General features: G+C 59.9%; 19 protein-coding genes. 6 read left to right on the forward strand and 13 right to left on the reverse strand.

All coding sequences use genetic code 11. From position 1 onward, the window contains the following. Positions 1–139: 139 nt before the first annotated feature. The 3 genes from NF685_RS10690 to gap form a co-directional block, all read right to left on the reverse strand. The gene (locus NF685_RS10690; RefSeq protein WP_252849581.1) at positions 140–475 is read right to left on the reverse strand and encodes a hypothetical protein; all 336 of its coding nucleotides are present in this window, start codon (positions 473–475) and stop codon (positions 140–142) included. Between the two features lie 345 nt (positions 476–820). Beyond that, the gene (locus NF685_RS10695) at positions 821–2,038 is read right to left on the reverse strand and encodes a phosphoglycerate kinase (RefSeq protein WP_252849582.1); all 1,218 of its coding nucleotides are present in this window, start codon (positions 2,036–2,038) and stop codon (positions 821–823) included. Between the two features lie 24 nt (positions 2,039–2,062). Then, on the reverse strand, positions 2,063–3,082 hold the full coding sequence (gene gap, locus NF685_RS10700) for a type I glyceraldehyde-3-phosphate dehydrogenase (protein ID WP_252849583.1): 1,020 nt from the start codon (positions 3,080–3,082) through the stop codon (positions 2,063–2,065). A 171-nt stretch (positions 3,083–3,253) separates the two neighbouring features. On the opposite strand from gap, the gene NF685_RS10705 reads away from it, so the two are divergent. Next, positions 3,254–3,739, forward strand: coding sequence for a hypothetical protein (locus NF685_RS10705; RefSeq protein ID WP_252849584.1), 486 nt, complete (start codon positions 3,254–3,256; stop codon positions 3,737–3,739). Between the two features lie 312 nt (positions 3,740–4,051). Then, the gene (locus NF685_RS10710) at positions 4,052–4,969 is read left to right on the forward strand and encodes a glucosamine inositolphosphorylceramide transferase family protein (protein ID WP_252849585.1); all 918 of its coding nucleotides are present in this window, start codon (positions 4,052–4,054) and stop codon (positions 4,967–4,969) included. Between the two features lie 55 nt (positions 4,970–5,024). Here NF685_RS10710 and NF685_RS10715 read toward each other — a convergent pair whose 3' ends face one another. Continuing rightward, on the reverse strand, positions 5,025–6,428 hold the full coding sequence (locus NF685_RS10715) for an RtcB family protein (RefSeq protein ID WP_252849586.1): 1,404 nt from the start codon (positions 6,426–6,428) through the stop codon (positions 5,025–5,027). 185 nt (positions 6,429–6,613) lie between these two features. Between NF685_RS10715 and NF685_RS10720 the strand changes: the two genes are divergently transcribed. Next, positions 6,614–8,215 carry an RNA repair transcriptional activator RtcR family protein gene (locus NF685_RS10720; protein ID WP_252849587.1) on the forward strand — a complete coding sequence of 534 codons (1,602 nt, stop codon included), beginning with the start codon at positions 6,614–6,616 and terminating at the stop codon, positions 8,213–8,215. A gap of 22 nt (positions 8,216–8,237) precedes the next feature. Here the strand turns inward: NF685_RS10720 and NF685_RS10725 are convergent, their stop codons facing one another. Continuing rightward, the gene (locus NF685_RS10725) at positions 8,238–9,680 is read right to left on the reverse strand and encodes a protein adenylyltransferase SelO (RefSeq protein ID WP_252849588.1); all 1,443 of its coding nucleotides are present in this window, start codon (positions 9,678–9,680) and stop codon (positions 8,238–8,240) included. A gap of 251 nt (positions 9,681–9,931) precedes the next feature. On the opposite strand from NF685_RS10725, the gene NF685_RS10730 reads away from it, so the two are divergent. Beyond that, positions 9,932–11,341 carry a lipopolysaccharide biosynthesis protein gene (locus tag NF685_RS10730; RefSeq protein WP_252849589.1) on the forward strand — a complete coding sequence of 470 codons (1,410 nt, stop codon included), beginning with the start codon at positions 9,932–9,934 and terminating at the stop codon, positions 11,339–11,341. 12 nt (positions 11,342–11,353) lie between these two features. On the opposite strand, the gene NF685_RS10735 is transcribed toward NF685_RS10730, so the two are convergent. The 7 genes from NF685_RS10735 to NF685_RS10765 form a co-directional block, all read right to left on the reverse strand. Further along, entirely contained in the window at positions 11,354–12,742 is a 1,389-nt protein-coding gene (locus NF685_RS10735; protein WP_252849590.1) for an NADH-quinone oxidoreductase subunit D-related protein, read from the reverse strand. Continuing rightward, complete coding sequence (locus NF685_RS10740; RefSeq protein WP_252849591.1) at positions 12,739–13,893, reverse strand: hypothetical protein; 1,155 nt, start codon at positions 13,891–13,893, stop codon at positions 12,739–12,741. The genes NF685_RS10735 and NF685_RS10740 overlap by 4 nt, the downstream gene beginning before the upstream one ends. Next, complete coding sequence (locus tag NF685_RS10745) at positions 13,886–14,440, reverse strand: hypothetical protein (protein ID WP_252849592.1); 555 nt, start codon at positions 14,438–14,440, stop codon at positions 13,886–13,888. Before NF685_RS10745 ends, NF685_RS10740 begins: the two co-directional genes overlap by 8 nt. Then, entirely contained in the window at positions 14,437–15,339 is a 903-nt protein-coding gene (locus tag NF685_RS10750; RefSeq protein WP_252849593.1) for a hypothetical protein, read from the reverse strand. Before NF685_RS10750 ends, NF685_RS10745 begins: the two co-directional genes overlap by 4 nt. Beyond that, on the reverse strand, positions 15,336–16,931 hold the full coding sequence (locus tag NF685_RS10755) for a hypothetical protein (protein WP_252849594.1): 1,596 nt from the start codon (positions 16,929–16,931) through the stop codon (positions 15,336–15,338). The genes NF685_RS10750 and NF685_RS10755 overlap by 4 nt, the downstream gene beginning before the upstream one ends. A gap of 353 nt (positions 16,932–17,284) precedes the next feature. Continuing rightward, complete coding sequence (locus tag NF685_RS10760; RefSeq protein ID WP_222548313.1) at positions 17,285–17,560, reverse strand: hypothetical protein; 276 nt, start codon at positions 17,558–17,560, stop codon at positions 17,285–17,287. A 181-nt stretch (positions 17,561–17,741) separates the two neighbouring features. Further along, entirely contained in the window at positions 17,742–18,587 is an 846-nt protein-coding gene (locus NF685_RS10765) for an aldo/keto reductase (protein ID WP_252849595.1), read from the reverse strand. 191 nt (positions 18,588–18,778) lie between these two features. Here NF685_RS10765 and NF685_RS10770 point away from each other — a divergent pair, with 191 nt between their 5' ends. Together NF685_RS10770 and NF685_RS10775 are read left to right on the forward strand one after the other, a co-directional pair. Next, the gene (locus NF685_RS10770) at positions 18,779–19,810 is read left to right on the forward strand and encodes a cupin domain-containing protein (RefSeq protein WP_252849596.1); all 1,032 of its coding nucleotides are present in this window, start codon (positions 18,779–18,781) and stop codon (positions 19,808–19,810) included. Between the two features lie 185 nt (positions 19,811–19,995). Then, the gene (locus NF685_RS10775; protein ID WP_252849597.1) at positions 19,996–21,411 is read left to right on the forward strand and encodes an L-serine ammonia-lyase; all 1,416 of its coding nucleotides are present in this window, start codon (positions 19,996–19,998) and stop codon (positions 21,409–21,411) included. Between the two features lie 141 nt (positions 21,412–21,552). Here NF685_RS10775 and NF685_RS10780 read toward each other — a convergent pair whose 3' ends face one another. After that, positions 21,553–22,332 carry an acetoin reductase gene (locus tag NF685_RS10780; protein ID WP_252849598.1) on the reverse strand — a complete coding sequence of 260 codons (780 nt, stop codon included), beginning with the start codon at positions 22,330–22,332 and terminating at the stop codon, positions 21,553–21,555. Positions 22,333–22,430: the final 98 nt, after the last annotated feature.

Consider the following 22,430-nt stretch of genomic DNA (forward strand, 5'->3'; position numbering starts at 1 on the left):
GCCGCCAGGCTATGGCTGAGGTCTTTTGTCAACGCAGCCTAGTCTGATTTTTCGCTGAATTCCTGACGTTAGCCGTTCGATACGCTGGCAATGTTACGCCCGTTCCCGTCGGGCTTCGCTCAGCAACGCGCCACGCTCCTCAATCCATCGGAATGGCAACGGCTACACCAGCAGCCATGGAGCCATGACCGCGTCGCTGGTCGTTGGCACCTGCGCCACCAGCGAGTGCATCTCCCACCTGATGATGGTTGCGCTGGAAGAAATCGGGACGCAATGTCGCATCGCCGTCATTCCCGCGCTCTTTGGGAGCATCGAGATCGTCATCGGGAAGAGGGGCCTCTGTAAAGCCATTCCGGCTGACAGGGGCTTTGGCTTTGACCGTCAGCGAAGCCTGCCTGATCAACGGTTCTGTCGATGACACCGGCGCGAGTGAAAAGGCAGAAGCCGATTCGAGACCCGTAAGCCCGGGCTTCACATCTGTTGGCCTGGAGTGACGAGGCCAGGAATTTCGCAGATTTTCCCTGCTCGCAACCCGGTCATTCGCGTCATGCGAAACGACAGCCCGTTGCGCGTTGTCCTGTGCATGGACCGCAGGGATAGCAAGGAGTGTTGAGACGCCGACAAACAAGGCAGAACAGATACGCAACAGCGTGATCCTCTTTCCCGGTGGAACCGTAATTTCGCTAGAATCCGGTTTTTTTGCCGGTCGCTGCGACTGTATGCGGGTCGGAAAATACTGCGCAATAAAAACCGGCCGATTGTATCACGTTGTCATGAAACGTGATGCAACCGGCCGTATCCTTCCCGAAGGATCGGGGGGTCAGAGCGGGAAGACGTTACGCGCTGCGTCGTTCAGCACGGCAATACCGGGCAGAAGCTTGCCTTCGAGCCATTCCAGGAAGGCCCCGCCGGCTGTCGAAACATAGCTCATTTCGTCGACCACGCCTGCGTGACGCAGTGCAGAGACCGTATCGCCACCACCGGCGATGGTCTTGAGCTTTCCTGCCCGTGTCAGTGCCGCTGCCTTCTGGGCCACGGCCACTGTTGCCGCGTCGAAAGGCTTGATTTCGAAGGCGCCGAGCGGGCCATTCCAGACAAGCGTTTTCAGCTGCTCAAGCTTGGCCTCGATCAGCGCAACCGTCTTGGGGCCGGCATCGAGGATCATCGCATCGGCAGGTACGGCATTGATGTCGCATACTTCCGACGGCGCACCTTCGCGAAATTCGCGAGCGATCACCGCATCGACCGGCAGGATGATTTCGCACTTGCCGTTCTTGGCCTGCGCCATGATCTTGCGTGCGGTTTCATGCATGTCGGCTTCCTGAAGCGACTTGCCGACAGCAACGCCCTGCGCCGCGAGGAAGGTGTTGGCCATGGCACCGCCGATGAACAGCACATCGACCTTGCCCAGCACGTTTCCGATGAGATCGAGCTTGGTCGAGATCTTTGCGCCGCCGATCAGCGCGCCCACAGGGCGTTCCGGCAGTTCGAGCGCTGCGTTCAGGGCGTTCAGCTCGGCTTCCATCAGGCGTCCGGCAAAGGACGGTAGATGATGGGCCAGGCCTTCGGTCGAGGCATGGGCACGATGAGCCGCCGAGAATGCATCGTTCACGTACACGTCGCCCAGACGCGCCAGCATATCCGTGAACGCCGGGTCGTTCTTTTCTTCACCCGCATAAAAGCGTGTGTTTTCCAGAACGCAGACTTCGCCATCCTTGAGGTTGGCAACGGCTTCTTCTGCTTTCGGGCCAACGCAGTCAGGCACGAAATAGACCCGGTGCTGGATTTTCGATTCCAGCAGTTCGGCCACGGGCGCGAGTGACATGCTGGGCACGACCTGACCCTTGGGGCGGTCGAAATGGCTCAGAATGATCACGCGTGCGCCCTTGTCGGCCAGCTCGCAGATGGTGGGAATGACGCGATCGATACGCGTCGTATCCATGATGGCACCCTCGCGCACCGGCACGTTGAGGTCAGCGCGCAGAAGAACGCGCTTTCCCTCAGGAGACAAATCGTCGAGCGTATGGAAACTGGCCATGCTCTTTCTCCCGCTTTCTTGGTTTTACAGGCTGCCGAAAAGAGCTGCCGTGTCGGACATGCGGTTCGAGAAGCCCCATTCATTGTCGTACCACGAGCAGACGCGCACCAGCTTGCCGCCGTCGATCACTGCCGTCTGGGTGGCATCGAAAGTGGACGATGCATAGGAGTGATTGAAGTCGCTGCTCACCAGCGGTGCTTCGTTGTAGTCGAGCACGCCCTTCAGCGGGCCTTCAGCGGCAGCGCGCAGCGCGTCGTTGATGACCTGGACAGAAGCCGGTGCGCGGCTCGGGATGAAGTCGAGCGAGACAACCGAAACATTCGGCGTCGGCACGCGGATGGAGGTGCCATCCAGACGCCCCTTGAGGTGCGGCAGAACCAGGCCGATAGCCTTGGCGGCGCCCGTCGAGGTCGGGATCATGTTCAGTGCGGCTGCGCGGGCGCGGCGCGGGTCGCGGTGATGCGTGTCAACCGTGCGCTGGTCACCCGTATAGGAGTGAATGGTCACCATGTAACCGCATTCGATGCCGACCGCTTCATCCAGCACCTTGGCGACAGGTGCCAGGCAGTTGGTGGTGCAGGAAGCATTGGAGATGACCGTCATGTCCTTCGTCAGCATGTCGTTGTTCACGCCATAGACGATGGTGGCATCGACATCGGTGCCCGGAGCGGAAATCAGAACCTTGCGTGCACCGGCCTTGATGAGGGCCGAAGCCTTTTCCTTGCTGGTGAACAGGCCGGTACATTCCATGGCGACATCGACGCCCTCGAACGGCACCTTGCTCGGATCGCGTTCGGCAGAGAAGCGGATCGGGCCGTAGGTGCGGCCATTGGCTTCGATGATCAGGGCATTGCCATCGACGCGGATCGTGCCGGGGAAACGGCCATGAACACTGTCATAGGCCAGCAGATGGGCGCTTTCCTCGACGGAGCCGAGGTCGTTGATGGCGACAGGCACGACATCCGTACGTCCGCTCTCAATGATACCACGCAGCACCAGACGTCCGATACGTCCAAAACCGTTGATCGCGATTTTCACAGCCATTGTAGTCTCCCGGCCAGTAGGCGGTTTCGTTATAAGAGGCGAAACCATAGCACCCTTGGAAGACGAGACGAGAGGGGGCTACCAAAAATCTTATCGATATTTTCGTGAAAACTGGTCTTTCTGTTCCCGCTCTCTTGCTTGTGTCCGGTCTTCCTGCAAGTTCTTTAGGTCATGACGATGACGAATGCTTCGAATTGTGGTTTCCTGAAATTTCGGTCTTTGGCGATTGCCGGTTTGTGCCTCGTTCCGGTGGCCCTGTCAGCCTGCACACCGCCCGATCAGCGCCTGTTCGATCCCAATGCGGGCAAGCCGCCCAAGCCCTATATTCCGCCTGCTCCGCCAGCCAAACCCGCCCCGGCGCCGTTCCTCCAGATCGTTGCGGGAACACCGAAGGAGGAATGGGTGCCAGCGGTTACGCGCAGCACGAAGCTCGCACTGTCGCGCAAGCCCGATCTTCTCTTCGTGGTGACAGTCCTCTCTCCGGTGACAGAGAGCCCTGCCGCTCAGGTCAAATCGCTCGAAACCCTGACAGCGCAGGACGGCAAGGACGTGGCAGAGCAGATTGTGGCTTCGGGTGCCCCAGCCAGTCAGGTCCAGATCGAAGCCAGGACAGACGCCTCCAGCCCCAAGGGGCGCATTCGCATCGACCTGCGTTAGAAATCTTTCCGTCGGTCCGGCAATTCTGAGGTCGCCTTTGCGTCATCTGTCGGAGGGTGCCGGACTTCGCGGCCCTGAGATAACTCTCCGATGATACCCCTCCGATCGGCAGGACGCTGAACGGACCCGTATCCGCGCAGGCTTGCGTGTCGGGCCGAAAATCGTCCTGCCCTCTCATTGGAACGCTCCTGTAGTGCCGGGGTGGTACCGTATTGGCCCGGCAGTTTTCGCATCCTGTTGCGCATCGGCCATTACGCACCGGTTCGTTCTGACCTATGGAGGCGGGAGAACACGACCGGAGAGGGACATTTCATGGGTTTGCGCAAGGATATCTGGCGAACAGGCATTCTGGAGGCTCCCCTCGCAAGCCTGATCCAGAACCCTGACTGGACAGCCATTCCCTGCCATTTCCTGCCGGACATGCCGCGTGGGTTCCAGTTTCGCGCCGATCCGTTCGGCGTATGGCATGACGGCAAGCTGCATGTGTTCGTCGAGATCTACGATTACCGCAATCGTGTCGGCGAGATCGAGCTCTTCGTTTACGATGCCAGCTACACCCTGCTGCGCAACGAGATCGTACTGCGTGAAAAGTGGCATCTTTCCTACCCGCAGGTTATCGAAGCCGAGGGCTCGTTCTGGATGCTGCCTGAGGCCCATCGCTCTGGCACACAGACGCTTTACCGCGCCGAGCGGTTTCCCGATCGCTGGGTTCCCGGTTGCCAGATCGATCTGGGTGGGGAAATCGCTGTCGATGCCACACTTCATTTTCAGGACGGTCTGTGGTGGATGATCTATACCCCCGTCGAGGCAGCGAAAAAGGCACCGAGCCGCCTTCACGCCGCCTATGCCCCCTCGCTGTGCGGTCCATGGACGCGGCACCACCAGAACCCGATCAGGCTCGATCCTTCGAGCGCCCGCGCCGGTGGGACGCCTGTCACAATCGACGGGCGTCTGATGCTGCCGGTTCAGGATTGCGCCCATACCTATGGCGGGGCGATACGTCCGCTCTGGTTCGATGAACTGACTCCTGAACGTGTCATCACCCATACCGGTCCGGCCTTGCCGATCGCACCGTATTTCGCGCCTTATGCCGAGGGCATGCACACTCTCTCGGCAGCAGGCCCCGTAACCCTGTTCGATATCAAGCGAACGGAACTCTCCCCCCATGGCCTGATGATCGAGGCCGGACGCGAGATCGGCAAGCTGCGTCGACGGCTGGGGATTGGCTGACCTCAACCCTGTCGACACGAGCCTTCTGCAGCGCGACATTGGGCGATTGCCGATTCTAGCGCCTGCCACCGGCGCGGCGGCCACTGAGCCAGGGCGGTAACATATCGCCTGCCATGATGCAGCCAACCGGATCGATGTAGTCCTCGATATCTGCAAGATTGTAGCGTCCGATCTGCTCCACAACACTCTTCGCACGCTTGTAACTTGAGGGAAGTTCTGACACGTCGATCCTGCCTCCGAAAAACCGGATATCGAGGCCCGGAGTCTCGGCTGCAAGCAGGGCTTCAGGCGTTATATCCCCCATACGACGGCGATGCTCCGTACGCGTCATGTTGCGCCCTGCACCGTGAGGGGCGAAGCCCAGCCCATGAGCTGCGTCGCGTCCACGGGCGACAAGAACCGGCTCGGCCATGTTCAGCGGAATGAGTACCTTACCCGTCGCGTCGTCGGCATAGCTGCCCCAAGCTGGCGTTGCACCTTTCCCGTGATGGAACAGCCCGTTGCGCTCGAAAACGAAATTATGTTCGTTCCAGAAACGCTCGACAGGGGTGACCCGCAGGTTTTCAGTCACAGCCTGATGGATGGCATTGTGGTTTGCCTTGGTCCAGCGACGGATGATCTGAAGTGCATGCCAGTAGTCCCGCCCCTCATCACTATCGGCCGGGATCCAGGCATTCTGGCGCAGTGTCTCAGGTGACAGGAGGCGTCTCCAGCGCTCTGCCACTTCAACGCCTGCACGATATAACTGGGCACCGGGACCGCGTGATCCATGATGCGTCACCATGGCGGTATGGCCCGTGGCGCGTGAACGCCCCACGAAGAGGAAGTGATTGCCGTCGCCCTGCGTCCCCATATGGGTCTGTGCTGCATGCACGATCTTCGGCGAGGAAAGGAACGGATTCTCGCGAAACGCATCCAGAAGATCCAGCGAGAGTGTGAAGCGCCGGCCCTGATCGCGCCCTCCGGCACCGAAATGTGTAATACCCGAGGCGGCGTCGAGTACGGATACGGGATCGACCGGCCCAAGGTCGGTCATCATGACGGAACAGCAGATATCGGGTGAATGCATGCCTGGATGAATGGCGTTGCGCGTACTCACGATACCGCCAACCGGAATTGTGCCAAGCGGGCCTGCCGGGCAGGCATCGGGCATGATCGCTGCAGCGACAACGGTCGGCGTGCGGATCAGTGTGCGCATCGTTTCGATGACACGCTCGCGGTTCTCTGTCTCGTCAGGCGTCTCGGCTTCGAGCGAGACGTGAAGAGGCACATCGTCCGGGTCCTGCAGCGGTAACCGTGTCGGCGGGGGTGCCGGTACGATGGCAGCCCGTATGGCTGTTTCGTCATGGCCCTCCTGAGCGAGGAAACGGGCCCGTTCTAGTGTTGCGGCGAAGCCTGGTCCTGGCGTGTGGCCCCAATCAATCAGAACGGTGCCGTCGATATGTCTTGGATCGGTCATGATCCTCTGCCTCTCTTTCGTGAATAACCAGAGGGCTGAGCATGAGAGAGAATGTATTTCATCGGAAAGAAATATCTAAAGTAGAAGCAAGATATTGAAAAACAACATTAAAATTTCGAACGGGGGTTTTTGGCTTAAAAAAATACGATCTTTTTATATCGTCATTTATCTGGAATAATCGTGTCATGAGAAATGTCGTTATCGGTTTGCTTGGCACGAAGATTGATCGGATACGGGGCAGCGGGGCGTGGCAGCCAAGCGTAAAGCTTTGTGCTCACGAGACATTTCCAGTCGATCGCTTCGAGTTGCTTTACCCCAGCTATGCGCAAGCGCTGGCAGGTCATGTGGCGCGCGACATCGCTGCCGTTTCTCTTGAAACCGAGGTGCGACTGACACCACTCGATTTCGACGATCCGTGGGATCTGGAGGAAGTCTACGGTAAACTTTACGACTTTGCTGTTGCTTATGGCTTCGATGAGGATCGTGAACGGTATTTCGTCCATCTGACGACGGGGACTCACGTTGCACAGATATGCTGGTTTCTCTTGACGGAGAGTCGTCATATCCCAGGTCATCTGATCCAGATGGAACCGCCTCGTCCCGAAACAGGGCCTTATGGTCGCCTGAGCGTCATTAATCTCGACCTCGCCCGCTACGATGCGCTCCAGTACCGGTTCGAGATTGCCGCAGCCCAGCAGTCGCAGTTGCTGCGGGGCGGCATTACAGGCCGCGATCCGGTGCTGGACCGCCTCATAGGTCGACTGGAGTCGATCACCTTGCGTTCCGATGCGCCAATTCTCATCGTGGGCGAGACCGGATGTGGCAAATCCACGCTGGGTACGCGTATCCATCTATTACGTGTTCAGCGTCATTTGCTGCGTGGCCCTCTTGTCAGGATCAGTGCAACCGTTCTTGCAACGCCGGATGGACCCGCCATGCTTCTGGGTCAGAAGCGTGGCTTGGGAAATGGCGGCGGAATAGAACGAGTGGGTCTGCTGGCGCAGGCGCATCGTGGCACACTTCTGATCGACGATATGGAGCATTTGCCGGTCTCTTTGCGCGCGTGTCTCGCACGAGCTGCAGATGAGGGGCGTTATCGTCCGATTGGTGGTGAAACCGATCTTGATATCCAATTCCGTCTGATAGGCACGGCACATGAAGCGGAGGGGCTGGAATGGCTTTTTCCATGGATCATGCGCATTCCGCCTCTCCGGGAGCGTCTGATCGATCTGGAAGCCGAATTCGATCATGCGCTTGGCATGGCAGAACGTCAGCTCGGAACCAAGACCGGCTTTGCCCCCGGCGCAAGAGAGCGCTATCTGCGCTTCGGGCGTTCTGCGGAGGCGCGATGGCCGGGGAATTACCGTGATCTTGCCATGTCCATCCTGCGTCTGTGTACTTTCGCCGAGCGCGGTCGCATCACCGTTTCCATGATCGAGGATGAGATTATGGAACTTGGAGACCGCTGGCGCAGCGCGGCTCCAGCAGGGTCGCATGGCTACGTGCCCGATGACACACAGCTACTGGCCGATATTCTTCCCGACCCGGAATCGATCGATATGTTCGATCGTGTTCAGCTTGCGACAGTGGTGAGGGTGTGTCGCCTGTCCGCCAGTCTTTCCGATGCCGGACGTACCCTGTTCTCTGTCTCGCGTACGCAACGATCGAGCCGCAACGATGCTGACCGGCTGCGCAAATATCTTGCGCGCTTCGATCTCGATTGGGAGCGCGTCCAGAAAGAAAAAAAGCCCCCTCTCATGCTATCGAAACCCGTTGGACGCCGTTAGCGAGCCTCTGGTTGGCGACCTCTTACGTGCCGCAGAACGTCGCCCTGACGATTTGCGCGTCTTCGGGGGGGCGTTCATAGGTGGCATCATCCTCGAACGGTCGGGTGATGCGCGTCAGAAGCGCTTCGAAAATACTGAAGTCCCCCGTCTCCGCAGCCTCTATCGCTTCAGCGATACGGTGATTGCGTGCAATGACGGCCGGGTTGCTTTTCAGCATCAGGGCCTGGCTTTCGGCCTCCGAAAGCGGGTCGAGCGCGCGACGCGCCTGCCAGCGCGACATCCACGAAGCGAGGTCGTCCGGCATGGCGTCGGACAGGCTGGCATCGAGCAGGTTTTCTCCACGGGCAAGCCGTCTGAATGTCAGGGTCCAGTCAAGCTGGTGCGTTTCCATACAGGCCAGAAGTGCCGCTATCAGAGCAGGATCGTCGTCATGGGGCTGTGACAGACCGAGTTTGGCCCGCATCAGATCGTCATAAGCCTCGGTGTAGAGCGGTAGAAACCGCCCGAGGGCCGATTGCGCGTGGTCCAGCGCCTTGTCTTCATCCGGGTCGAACAGAGGCAGAAGCGTCTCGGCCAGCCTTGCCAGATTCCAGCCCGCCAGTTTCGGCTGATTGGCATAGGCATAACGTCCGTTGCGGTCGATCGAACTGAACACCTTGCCTGCGCTATAGCTGTCGAGAAAGGCACAGGGACCGTAATCGATCGTCTCGCCCGAAATCGCCATGTTATCGGTATTCATGACACCGTGAATGAAGCCAAGGCTCATCCATTGTGCAATCAGCCGTGCCTGTGCGGCCACCACGCCATCGTAGAGCGCCCTGACGGGATGCGCTGCCTCACGGGCACAAGGGTAATGACGTGCAATGGCCATATCGCACAAAAAGCCGATGGCCTCGCTGTTTTCCCGCACGGCGAAATACTGGAACGTCCCGACACGCAGATGACTGGCGGCCACACGTGCCAGAACGGCTCCTGGCTGAGGGCGATCGCGCCAGACCGTCTCACCTGTCAGCACCGCCGAAAGGGCGCGCGTGGTCGGTACATGCAAGGCCGCCATGGCTTCGCTCACCAGATATTCGCGCAATACCGGCCCGAGTGCAGCAAGCCCGTCCCCACGGCGCGAGAACGGGGTCGGCCCCGATCCCTTGAGCTGGATGTCCTTTTCCCGGCCATTGCAATCGGTCAGCACACCCAGAAGATGGGCCCGCCCGTCGCCAAGCTGGGGCACGAACTGCCCGAACTGGTGACCGGCATAGGCCTGCGCGACGGGTGCCACATCGTTCAGCCGCAACTGTCCCCCGAGAAAGGCAAGTCCTTCATCGGATTTCAGCCAGTCGGGCGACAGGCCGAGCGACCGGGCTAGCGGTTCGTTGACCGCAATACCGCGCAGGCCGGTGAAGCGGGCCGGATCGGTCTGGACGGCCATGGTCGGCGGAAACGGGGCCGGGCGAAGGGGAGCACTCATGAAACCTCGGCTGAAAAACACATGCTGAAATTATATGTTTGAGATTATGCTGGGCCTGTCCAAGCCCGTAGGACACCCGGCAGAACATGCAGGAGAAAGACCTGCCCGGTGTGTGTCATCTCCATGTGGCGTTTTGTCAGAGATGGCGAGCGCGGAGAATGCTGCAAGGCTCGGGCGGTAAATGGGAGGATCGGATAAGTTTTTTTACCCTCTCCCTTCCCATTTCGCGACCGGACGTCCAAAACCCCCTCATGTCGAAACACCCTTCTGCCGGCAGACGGATCGTCCATAATGTCAGCTTTCTGACACTGGGGCGCATTGCGACGGCAATATGCAGCTTTGCCTATATTGCCTTTGCCGTCAGGGCGCTCGGTCTGGCGTCGTTCGGTGTGCTGATCCTGATCCATTCCCTTGGCATCATGGCTTCGACATTTTCCCGCATGCAGTCCTGGCAGACACTCATACGCTATGGCAACGAGCCCTATGCACAGCGCGATCTCGATCTGTTGCGCAGGATCATCGGGTTCTGCATCCGTCTCGATCTGCTTTCGGCCTTGGTGGCCGTCTCGATCGGTCTGATCAGCGTGACATTCTACAGCCATGTCGCGCACTGGACTTCATGGGTCACCACACTGGCCTATTTCTACGCGCTGATCTGTCCTTTCATGTATACCGGATGGAGCAATGGCGTTCTGCGCCTGACCGAGCGTTTTCACCTCGTTCCGGTCAGCGATACCATAACGGCCATCTTCCGGACGGCAGGCACGGCCGTCGGGTACGTGTTCCATCTCAAGCTCGGATTTTTCGTTCTGGTCTGGGCAGGCGCGGTGCTTCTGGATTACGGGCTGTTCCTGTATTTCGCCCTTTCCACGCTGCGTCATCAGATCGGGTTGCGCCTTCGCGTGCGCGATGTGTTGACCGGGTGGCGCTGGCAGTTGCCCGGCATGTGGGCGTTCACCCGTTCGACCAGTATCAATCAGACCCTTGGGGCTGTCTCGGGCCATATCAGCACGCTGGTCGTAGGCTCTCTGCTCGGCTCGGCCGAGGCCGCCGTATTCAGGATCTGCCGCCAGATTGCCGACGGGATCGTCACGCCGGCCCAGATGCTTTCGCCCGTGCTTTATCCCGAACTCGTCAAGATGCGCGACCGGCAGGACTGGTCGGGGCTCAAGCGCCTCACATGGAAAATCTTCGGTATTCTCTGTGCTGTGTCTGTTGTCCTGCTTCTGGTCGCAGCGTTTTTCGGCGGTCGCATTTTCTCGCTCATGCTGCATATCCATCTGCATGGCACGACCTATTACATCTCGATCATGTTGGTTTCTGCTGTCCTGACCCTGCTGGTCGTGCCACTGGAGCCGCTTTTGACGGTCATGGGGCAGATAGGCTTTCTGATGGCCAACCGGACCTGGATTACCCTTGCCTATTTCCCCGTCCTTTATGGCCTGACCGCGCATTTCTCGCTCGCCGGGGCCTGTTATGCGACGACGTTCAGCAGCTTTCTCATGTTCGTGACACGTCTGTGGAAAGCAGCGATGTCGTCCCTGCGCGTCCATGGTACGACGCCTCCCTCAGTGAGCCAGCCCTTAACGCCCGCTGTGCAGGAGGACGCCGCTGCTTCCGATGCTGCACGCTCCGAAGAGGGGCTGATCGTCAAGGCGTAAAGGCCTTGGAACCTACTGCTCCGCTCCGCCAGGATCGAAGCCGAAAGACGCCAGAACAAGCCTGTCATCCCACCGGTTGTGCAGCATCTGCGGCAGAACCCCCAGAAGCGCGCGTGCCGGATCGCGGAGCATGATTCCTTCGATACGCGAGTCCTGAAGGCGTACCCAGCACCAGATATCGCCATGCGGACCTTCCACAGCGCCAATACCCTCGCCCGAACCGGTCGGCAGAGCGGGCGTGGTAGGGAGAGGCGTGCCGAATTGCGAAGCCACACGTTCGATGCGGCGCAGGGAATCGCGTATCTCGTCCAGTCTCAGGGATTGCCTCGCCCAGGCATCCCCGGCCATACGGGAACCGGCCCGCCCGGGAACATGGCGCATATCGTCCTCAAGCTGGCGCAGATCGAAAGAGCGTCCCGAAGCACGCCCTGCGATCCCCCCCAGACAGAAAATGCGGGCACGCGACGATGTCAGCGTGCCTAGCCCTTCGAGGCATTCGGCCATCTGGGCATGAAGCGTCTCCAATGGATCCAGACGCGGCATGAGCGCGTCGTGAACGGCATGGGCGAGGCCGCAGATATCGAGTCCTGATGCAATGCCCTCGGGCGTGATGGAATCCGTCAGCCGTCTTGTCGCCCCATGATGCGCACATAGACTGGCGCAGAGATCTTCGGCCAGACGGGCATGGGTGGCCAGCAAGCCGAAGCCCGACAATTCCGCCAGCAGGGCAATATCGCGGCAATGGACGGCAATGCGCTCGATTTCAGACAGCAATGTGCGTGCATCGCGCACATCGTCGCCCGGCACGATGCCCAGCGCCTGTTCCACAGCACGCGAATAGGCCAGGGGTGCTGCAACGAAGGCAGAAGAGACGCTGCGCCCGATGAGCTTCAGAACTGCTTCAGGAGGCTGACCGATGAGTTGCTGAAGCAGTCCTCTATGGGCAGCACCCGGGATAATCGTGCCATTACCCCAGGCAAAGGGAGCCATGTCGCTGTGGAGCGCATCGAGAAACGCGGGAGAGGGCGGGGCATGATCCGATGGGACGGAACGGCGGGACAGCGGCGCGATGCTCGCCCATCCGCCTCGGTCCAGCGCAGGCTCCGTATCGGCCGCGCCCAAGGGCAGACATCCCCATAGATCCTGCGCGATGCGCTCTGGCCATGATGCGGGCGGCAGGACAGCCGAAAGCGCGAAATAACGTCCGTCGATCAGAGGCGTGCTCACCATGAGCGGTGTGCGGTGATCGAGAAACAGCGCATAGGCAAAGCTGTCATCGCACCAGTGCGCAATGAACCAGCCGGGCGCTTTTGTCAGCATGTCCCGCCACTGTCCCTCATCCAGACGGTAATGCTGCGGCGCTATGGCCTCTCCTGCCCGTATTGCGGCAATCATGCTCATGGTGCCCGCCATTTCAAAGGCCAGTCAGACAGGATAGGGAGTGCCCCTCCAGAGGGTAGGGACGTCGTCCACCCTGTCACGATACCTGCACCAAGACCGAGACCCAGAAGGGCCAGCACGATCGCACGGTCGCGCCACGAGGCAGGAAAGCAGGAGGTAAGCTGGCAGCGACTGGCCAGCACGCAAAGCGCCAGACCGCAGAGCCCGGTAAGAAGAATGCCCGATCGTGCCAATCCCGCGAGTACCATGCAGCTTGCTGCAAAGCCCGGCCAGGGTGGCAGGCCGCACTGGATCCAGCGTCGCATGGGAAGCGGGAGGACGGGTTCGGCTGCAAGGGCGAATGCGCTGGTCAGAAAGAGCAGCGATGGCACGATACCTATCGGCAGGGCGGCAGCGATAATGGCCAGTGCCACAGAGATCCGCGGGCTGTCCTGATCCGTCAGAACGCAGATCCAGAGTCCGGCGAGCCCTGCAAGAAGAAGCACCATATGGGTCATGTCGCGCTCTGGTAGGCGCAGCATCAGGGCAATCGCACTGAGGCAAAGCAGCATATCGAGCAGGATCGCATTTCTGTAATCGGCCCGTATGCTGCGACCGGAGGTCCCCGGCAGACCAAGACCGGCGAGAAGACAGAGGCCGACGGCCATGAACAGATCGCCTAGGCGAAGCAGGGCAGGATCGGCCCCAAGAGTGGTGAGGCTCGTGCCGAGCAGGGTCATGACAAGACCTGCCAGTCGCAGGCGCATCGGTTCCCAGGCCTGTTTGGCCCGTGAGGTGACCAGTGTTTCATTGAGCGCGAGCACGAGCGCAGCACAGCCGGTCAGACAGGCCACGGGCAGGACGCTTTTCGCACAAAGGGCCAGCATGATCACGGCACTGGCCAGAAAATTGAGCGATGTTGGAATGCGTCCGTTTGCTTCGCGCCATGCGAGCAGGGGAACAGTGCTCGCAAGCAGGCATCCCCAGCGTGCCAGAAGATCCTGATTGTAGAGAAGCGGTGTGAGAACGAGCGTAAGGGCAAGGCCTGCAAGCGCGAAAATCCGCGCGGAACTGCGCGCGCGCGCTTCAGGCAGAAGAATGAGCAGACAAGCTGCAATGAGCGGCCAGGCCGGGATCAGGAATTGCGCGATCTGGTGCAGGGTCTCACCCATCGATGTTGCTCCCGATGCGTGACCAGGCGAGACGCGGCATCAACCAGCCCCCTAGCGCAAGCAGCCCGCTCCAGACGAGCGCGGTGCCGAGAATGAGGGGCCAGCTTTGCGTATGTCCCCCGAGGAGGAGCAGACCGTTAAGCGCGCACAGAAGCCCGGTCAGCTGGAAAAGCGGCGTCGGTAGGGCCGCAGCGCATAAACCGGAAAGTACGATCCCCGTGCAGATCAGGACCGGCAGCCCTGGCATGGCAGCAAGGGCCGTCAGCAGAACGAGCAGAATGGCTGCACAGACGGCGAGTGCTGCAGATTGCTGGGCGGCACGCCGCTCGCGCAGATCGCCGGAGCGCCAGGCGATATAGCGACGCAGGACGATCCACCCTGCCCCGTTGAGCAGGGGCAGTAGAATGAGCGCGGCAAGTGCAGGGGCACCATGCCCGATCCCCGACACGCACGCTGCGGCGCAGGTGCCGTGAAAAGGCAGGATACGGGCATCCCGCCCTATGGCGGCAAGGGCAATCAGCAGGGTCAGGCCGAGCAGGACTGTCATGATGCGATTCTCCCGGCCAGGACCAGCAGAATGGCTGCCCCGCTCAGCACAAGGGCCAGGCGGGCCGAGGGCAGCGGTCGCAGAACACGCCAGCCTGTTGCCAGAACCACGAGCACCGCAAGTTTGGCCGGGGCAGCCACACACCAAAGCAGGGCAAGATGGCCGAATGAGCTCGTGGCAGTGGCAATGGAATCCGGCCAGACCAGATCGGCAACGAGCAGATACCAGCACAGACAGGAAAGATCGTGTCTGTAGCGCAGCAGGCTTCGGTGTCGCCCTTCGGCACCGGCACTCAGCCCTTCAAGAACGGCGTACGAAAGGAAATTCCGGTTCAGGATCAGCAGAACTGCCGTCGCCACGAAGACGAGACCACCGAGCAGGGCAGGGGCGGGTTGAAGGAGACGCTGTTGCAACAGCCCGTCGAGCGTTGCCGCACCGGGCAGGCCGATCGTGATAAGCGTGCCTGTCAGGGCAAGGAGCGGGACAAGAAAAATCAGATCCTGACCGATCGCTGCGAGGCTGGCGCGGTTTCTGAGGGCGATCATGCGCGTGGGCGCCTGACTCTGGGCTTGGGCCCAGATCGGCACGCAGGAGAGGATCAGCAGTATGCCGCAGGCCAGTGGCTCGGACAGGAAGCCGAAGGCGGAAAATGTGCTGGCATAGGGCACACCCAGACAGGCCAGACCCGCTGCACAAAGCGCCATCCATCCCGATGCCGGTACCGTTCCCGGCTGGTTCCAGCCTGTACGGATCTGACGCCAGCGCCAGCCCGGGCGTGGGCCGTGGCGCCCGGTGAACAGGGCCTCCATGGCGCATTCCAGATCGGTCAGAAAGGGGGCAATGACGGCAAGGATCGCGAGCTGCGCGAGGGTTATGCAAAGACCGAGTACGATTGTCATGCGGCCCAGCCCAACCATGCCAGTGCACAGGCCAGAAGGACGAGCCACAGCGGGAGGATCTGTCGGTTGAGGACCCCGCCCAGACGCCCTGCGGCCGGCGCAGAACCGTCTGCGGACGCTTGTGCGGAATGGTGCATGACGCGGCCAGCGATATCACGCATCAGATGTCGTCGCGATGCCATGACCCGTCTGAGTCCCCAGGGGAGACGAAGACGAAAACCCGGTAAAGGCCAGTCTGTCAGCAGGGGTATATGGGTAGGAAGATGGGCTGCCAGATGCGGCATAACGAAGGGAGCAAGCAATGCGGGTACTGCAAAGATCAGGGCAGGATACCAGAACGCGCCATCTCCCCCAGCGATCGACCAGATCGGCCATGAGCGCCAGAGTTCCGGGGCGACGCCTGCAACATGCTGGACAGCCTCATGAACGAGCCCCAGCAGAAGCCCCGGACAGATCGACAGGCATAATCCCAGTGTCAGGGCAGGCATTGCTGCGCGATCGGCCCAGACAGCCGGGCTATAACCAGGTGTGGGGATCTCGCCTGCCATAGAGTCATGATCGGATCGAACGGGATCGGACAATGGAACGCGCCGCTTCCCCGAGAGGCTCTGCCATGTCTCCAGCCAGGCCCTGACCATAAGGAGACCGATGACGAGGCTCAGGATCATGGCACCCGCTGTCCAGCTCGGCGAGAGTCCGGCCAGACCACTGACACAATGGAGCCCGAGCCAGAATGGCAGAAAGCCTGCAAGAGGAGGAAGGGGTGTTCTGAAGAACCCTGTTATGCGGTCGGAGGCGCTCAGCGCCAGAGCCAGAATGAATGCTTCTCCTCCCGCAAGGGCGCTGTCCGGCAGGCCGCCCGCCCGGGCACTGAGGGTTAGTCCAAGCAGCAGAACGGGCCAGAAAGTCAGTGCGAGCCTGACTGGAAGGAGCAGGCAAAGCCCACTTCCCAGAATGCACAACGCGACCGGCCAGAAAAACCCGTGTTGCGCCAGAAGCCCCGGCACGAGGAGCGCATAGGCCAGAACGGGCAGGTCGATGAAACCGGGCAAAAGGACAAGGCTGAAGGCCGGCGCGAGCGGACCGAGTGCGGGAATGATGGCCGCGACGACTGCAAGACAGCCGCCCGGTGCCAGAAATCCGAGTTTCCAGCGCTGGAGCCGGGAGGCGGAAGAAGGTGATCGCCCCTCGATCAGGCACGGCATGAAACATATCAGGCTCAGGGCAGGCGATGCGCAGATCAGTCCGAGTGCTCCGCTCGCCGCGCTGACCGGTTTGTCCTTCAGGGCAGGCGAGAAACAGGCAATGGACCAGAGAAGAAGCCAGCATCCACGAAGCGGATCGAGAGCGAGAGGTCCGAGATGGATTTCATGCAGCCCACAGGCAGCCCATCCGGCGATGACGATCTGTGCGATGAGCGCTGCAAGACGCAAAAGGATGAGGGCATGGCTTTGCCCGAACATTGCCGACAGCCTGATGGCAAAACAGACAGGCAGAAGGGCAAGGGCGAAGGTCGGAAACAGGGTCTCATCCTGACAGAAAAGAAGCGATATCCGGCGGATTGCGTCGTCGTTGTGACGTGATACCGGCAAAAGGCCCGGTCATGCTAGCCCAATGCAGGAGGGTGCCCAACCGACGTGCCCCGGGTATCGACCGGTTATCGCTCGGCTATCGTGAACCTTGCAGCACGGCTTTGCTGTTGTGGATCGGGCATCGCCAGTATCGGCTCTGCCAGTATCGGGCATTGCCGGTCAGGATGTGGGTCCTCAGCCGATCAGCAGTTTATCCTGATGTCAGCGCTACGCGATCATGCGCCACGTCACATGGGTTCGAAACCGGGTCGAGGACCCGGATTCACGGTCGCTGTCAGATCGGTTTCCACAACTGGAATGTTTCTCGCTCGACAGGGCCATCTTAACCGGACGGTGCGAGGGCCGTAAGGCGGTTAAATCGGAAGAAATTCTCCTGCGCGCTCGTTGGCGGCATCGATGAGGGCATTCTGGCTGTTACCCTCGAAATGCGGGTCGTAGAAAACGAACTCCAGTTCCGGCTCCATTTGCGTGCAGGCCAGTGCGCATTCCAGATAGTCGCTCAGATGACCCGTGAAGCTCGGCAGATGAACGCTCGGCAAATGCGAAACCCATACGCGCCTGTCCGATTCGAACTGATGGGAAATGCCGGGGTGAGCCGCAAGAAATTTCTCGAATTCTTCCTTGGTCATCAGGGTATACCTTCAGCTTATGGACTGACATTCATTATTTTGAACGAATATTAACAATATAATTGCATCTTAGAAACCACTTTCTGTGACGTGCTGTTCGCAGTGCACTCACGCTCGGTTTTTCTACGTGGATTTCCTGAGGTTTTTCCCGGTGGCTCGCCGAATTCCCCCCCCCTGCTTCTCAGATCATCTGGAGCGGCGTTTTGTGCTGAGGCGGCCTGAAATGCGCATCGAGTTGCCTCAGATCGTCGTCACGCAGTGTGATCGACAGGGCTTCTAGATTTGCGCGCAGATGCGCCCTCCTGCCTGCTTTGGGGATTGAGAGCACATTCGGGTTTCTCAGTGTCCAGGCGAGGGCGATCTGCGCCGGTCTCGCGATGCCCGAAGGGGTTTCGTAGGTACGGGCAATCTGCCCCAGCACAGAATCGTCGAGCAGTTCGCCTCCCTGCCCGAGGGGAGAGTAGGCAATCGACACGACCTTGTTGTCACGATCGTGGTCGAGCAGATCGTATTCGATCCCGCGCGCCTCGAGATTGTAGAGTATCTGATTGGCTGAACAACTCGTATCGAGTGCATCGAGTTCTTCCATATCCTCGGTGTCGAAATTCGATACCCCCCAGCGCCTGATGGCTCCACGCGATTTCAGATGTTCCATGGCCTCCACGGTTTCCTCCAGAGGTACGCCGCCACGCCAGTGGAGCAGATAGAGATCCAGATAATCCGTACCCAGACGCTTCAGTGAGGCCTGACAGCTTCGTATGGTGCCATCGAATGTCGCGTTGGAGGGCAGCACCTTGCTGATGAGAAAGACCGCGTGACGTTGCCCGTCTATGGCTTCGCCCACCAGTCGCTCCGAACGCCCGCTACCGTACATCTCTGCCGTATCGATCACGCTGAGCCCGGCATCGAGACCTGCGCGCAGACTGGCAATCTCCTCGGCGCACGAAGCATTGGAGTCGCCCATGTTCCAGCTGCCCATGCCGAGTGCCGGAACCGAGCATCCATCCCGGAAAGTAACGGTTTTCATCAAAAATTCCTTTTCAATCTCCTTTCTCAAGCGCCACACGGAAGGAGACGTTTGCCTTTTGACGATCCTCGTGGATCACGAATCCGTGATTTTTGGCAGCAATCAATCTGTTCGGCGTTAGTCTGACGAACGGGTCGCAGGGCCCAGGTCTGCAAAAAAAAACTGGTCCGTGCGAAAAAGGGAGGGCGGTCATGGCGTCTTTCGATCCTCACCTGCTCCAGCGACTATTCGGTGCAGGTATGACGAACGGGCATGGATGGGCAGGCATGTCGCGTCGTGGCGTGCGGGTCGGTTGGCCTGAACGACTGCGCGCGTCCCAGCGTGCCGGGCATGCACGGGCTCCGATGCTGGATGAAGATGCACCCACAGAAGGTGTTGCAGGCGGGGGATGGTCCTGGTCGGAACGCGTGGCACCGTTCGGTGTGCATGATGTGCGGGTACAGCATCACACTCTTGCCGGTGTTGCGCATGGCGCATCGCACCGATGCCGGGCGACAGGCTGGGGCATGGTCATATCTGGCAGTGCGGTGCTCGAAATGCGCCGTGAGAATCACCGTCCGGCACGGTATGAGCATCTCGAGGCGGGCGATGTCTGGAGTGTGCCGTCATCTGTCTCAGCCTGGTTCCACTGCAATGAAAACGAGAAGGCCAGCGTTGTAGCGCTCATCGGAGGGCGCGAACATGACGATACCGGTTTCTCCGAACAAACCGCGACCGGGCAAACTGCGGATGTGCCCTGCTCGATGGGAGAGAGCTTTCGACACAGGCTTATGGAACAGCCGCCTCAATCGACATCATGGGGCAGGCTACGTGTCGTAGAGGCCGATGCATTCAGCGACCCGGATGCACTCTCTGCCGCTTTGGTCGAGATCGATCCGGGATGCTGTACCGACCTTCACTGGCATCTGAATACGTCTGTCTGGCAGATCTGCCTCGACGGCACCGGAAGCCTCCTTCGATTTCCTTCCGACGGGCGTCGACCCGTTTCGGTCATGCGTGCAGGAACAGTCGCGCATGTCCAGCGCGCCGAAGGGCATTTCATTCGCAATCACGGGTCGGACACGCTGCGCCTGCTCGAGATTTTCAGATCGGATCATTATCACGACCTGTCCCTGCCGCAATGGCTGGCTGCTGCATCGCCTGAGACGATAGCCGCCTATCTTTGCATCGATGTCGGCATGGTTGCGGGTCTGGCCCGTGTGCAGGATCGACGCGCCAGCTAGTTTTCCGTTCCGTAAAAGGAATGGACGGATCTTGTGAGGCCTATGGCGCAGCTTTAGGATGGCATTGCCCCACATAAGCAGGAAACCCTGTATGTCGGGCGAGAGCGCCTGTCCGGACAAGCGCTGCAGCGCCACGTTCATACGATCCTGCATGGCAGGTATCCTCACCTGTCAGGAAGCGCCTTATGATCAGCCTGTTCGATCTGTTCAAAATCGGTATCGGTCCGTCGTCATCCCATACGGTGGGACCGATGCGTGCAGCCCAGCGTTTCATGGCATCGCTCGGTCATGCCGTGGAGGCCGGACATGAAGGGACCAGGCTCAAAGAGACCGGGCTCGAAAAAATCGGGAGATTGCGCGTCACGCTCTACGGATCTCTGGCCTGGACGGCACAGGGTCATGCCACTGACAAGGCTGTTATTCTGGGTCTGGGCGGTGCCTTGCCGCATACGGTCGATCCCGATCTGGCTGACGACATCGTTGCACGTGTGCAGCGCACGCGACATGTCGTGTTCGAAGGTATTTCCGTTCCCTTCGATCCCGAGCAGGATCTGGTCCTCGATCGGGAGACCATTCCTCCGGTTCACCCCAATACCCTGCAGTTCGAAGCCTTCGCCAATGATGGCACGATCATGGGACGCGCTCGTCTGTGCTCCGTCGGAGGGGGCTTTATCGTTTCTGAAAGCGTGACGGAAAGCGCTGGTTATGCCCAGCCCGACGTACCTTATCCGTTTACGAGCGGCGCTGCATTGCTAAAACAGGCGCGTGCGCAGGGCATGAGTATCGCGGCTCTGGTGATGGAGAACGAATGCGCCCTGCGTCCGCGTGAAGAGGTCGAAGCGTATCTCGACGAAATTATCGCCGTCATGATGGCGTGTATCGAGCGAGGCATTGCACAAAAGGGTGTTTTGCCCGGCCGGCTCAAGGTGCGCCGCAGAGCCAATGCGCTTCATGAAAAGCTCTGTGCACATGAGCAGAGCAATGCGCGCTCTGCGCATGCCATCATGGACTGGATCAGCCTGTTCGCCATTGCTGTGAACGAGGAAAATGCTGCGGGTGGACGTGTGGTAACGGCACCGACAAACGGTGCTGCAGGCATCATCCCCTCGGTACTGCGTTATTATCGCGATTACTGTCCGCCTCTACCTCCTGCGACTGCACAGCAGGGTATGCGCGATTTTCTACTGACAGCTTCTGCAATCGGTGGGCTGTTCAAACTCAATGCCTCGATTTCCGGGGCGGAGGTGGGGTGTCAGGGTGAGGTCGGCGTCGCTTCGTCCATGGCGGCCGCAGGACTTGCTGCGGCACTTGGCGGAACACCGGCACAGATCGAGGATGCTGCCGAGATCGGCATGGAGCATCATCTGGGCATGACATGCGACCCAGTTGCGGGGCTGGTGCAGATCCCGTGCATCGAACGCAATGCTTTCGGCGCTGTGAAGGCGATCAATGCCGCCTCGCTGGCTCTGAATGGCGATGGGGCGCATCTTGTCTCGCTCGATCAGGTCATCAGGACCATGGCCGAAACGGGCCGGGATATGAACCAGCGTTACAAGGAAACCTCGCTTGGCGGTCTCGCCGTCAATCTGCCCGAGTGCTGAGCAGGGTGACTTGCTGAAAGGGCATGCTGCCCAGGGTCTCCCGAACAGTTTTTTCCTTCTTTCCCGCGGCCAGAGGCGATACCGACAATGCTGGCTGCGGTACCGCCTGACTGAATGTGGCGTAGCGACCGGGATGCACGATCAGCGATAGACGATACCACCATCTGTCAGAATGGACTGACCCGTGATGTAATCGGAATCTCCACTGGCGAGAAACGCGACGAGAGCGGCCACGTCGTCAGGTGTCTGGGCACGTCCGAGCGCAATTCCTTCCACGTATTTCTTGTAAGTCTCGCCTTTTTTCGTGCCGGTGATTTCGGAGAAACGTTCGTCGATCTCGACCCACATATCTGTGCCGACAATCCCCGGACAATAGGCATTCACCGTAATGCCGGCACTGGCATATTCCTTGGCGGCTGTCTGTGTCAGCGCACGAACGGCAAATTTTGTGGCGGAATAAATGCCGAGCAGGGCAAAGCCGTCATGACCGGCAATGGACGAGGCATTGATGATCTTGCCCTTGTGTTTACGCGCCTGGAATTTTGCCGCAGCGGCCTGAATACCCCAGAGAACACCCTGAATATTGATGCGGAGAATACGTTCGACATCCTCCGGCATGACGTCGGCAAGGGGTTTGACCTGAGCAATGCCGGCATTGTTGATCATGATATCGAAGCCGCCTAGCGCGGCCTCAGCATGATCGACTGCTCGATAGACGGCATCGCGATCACTGACATCGGCGGCACAGAGCGTTGCGCGTCTTCCGAGTGCCTCGATTTCGTTCTTCACGTCCTGCAGCTTGTCGGTGTTGAGGTCGACCAGGGCGATATCGGCCCCGTCTTTGGCCAGTCGGAGCGCTATGCCGCGCCCAATCCCCTGCGCAGCCCCTGTCACCAGAGCGATTTTCCCATCCAGACGCATCGATATCTCCCCTGAACAGGGAATATCTGCGCCCGATTGCGCCTGAGACTGCCCTGTCGTCGTCAGGAAAACGGCTCAGCCAGGCGCAGGATCACCCC

Origin of the sequence: Asaia lannensis NBRC 102526, from assembly GCF_024054035.1 — a bacterium.
GTDB classification, from domain to species: Bacteria; Pseudomonadota; Alphaproteobacteria; order Acetobacterales; family Acetobacteraceae; genus Asaia; species Asaia lannensis.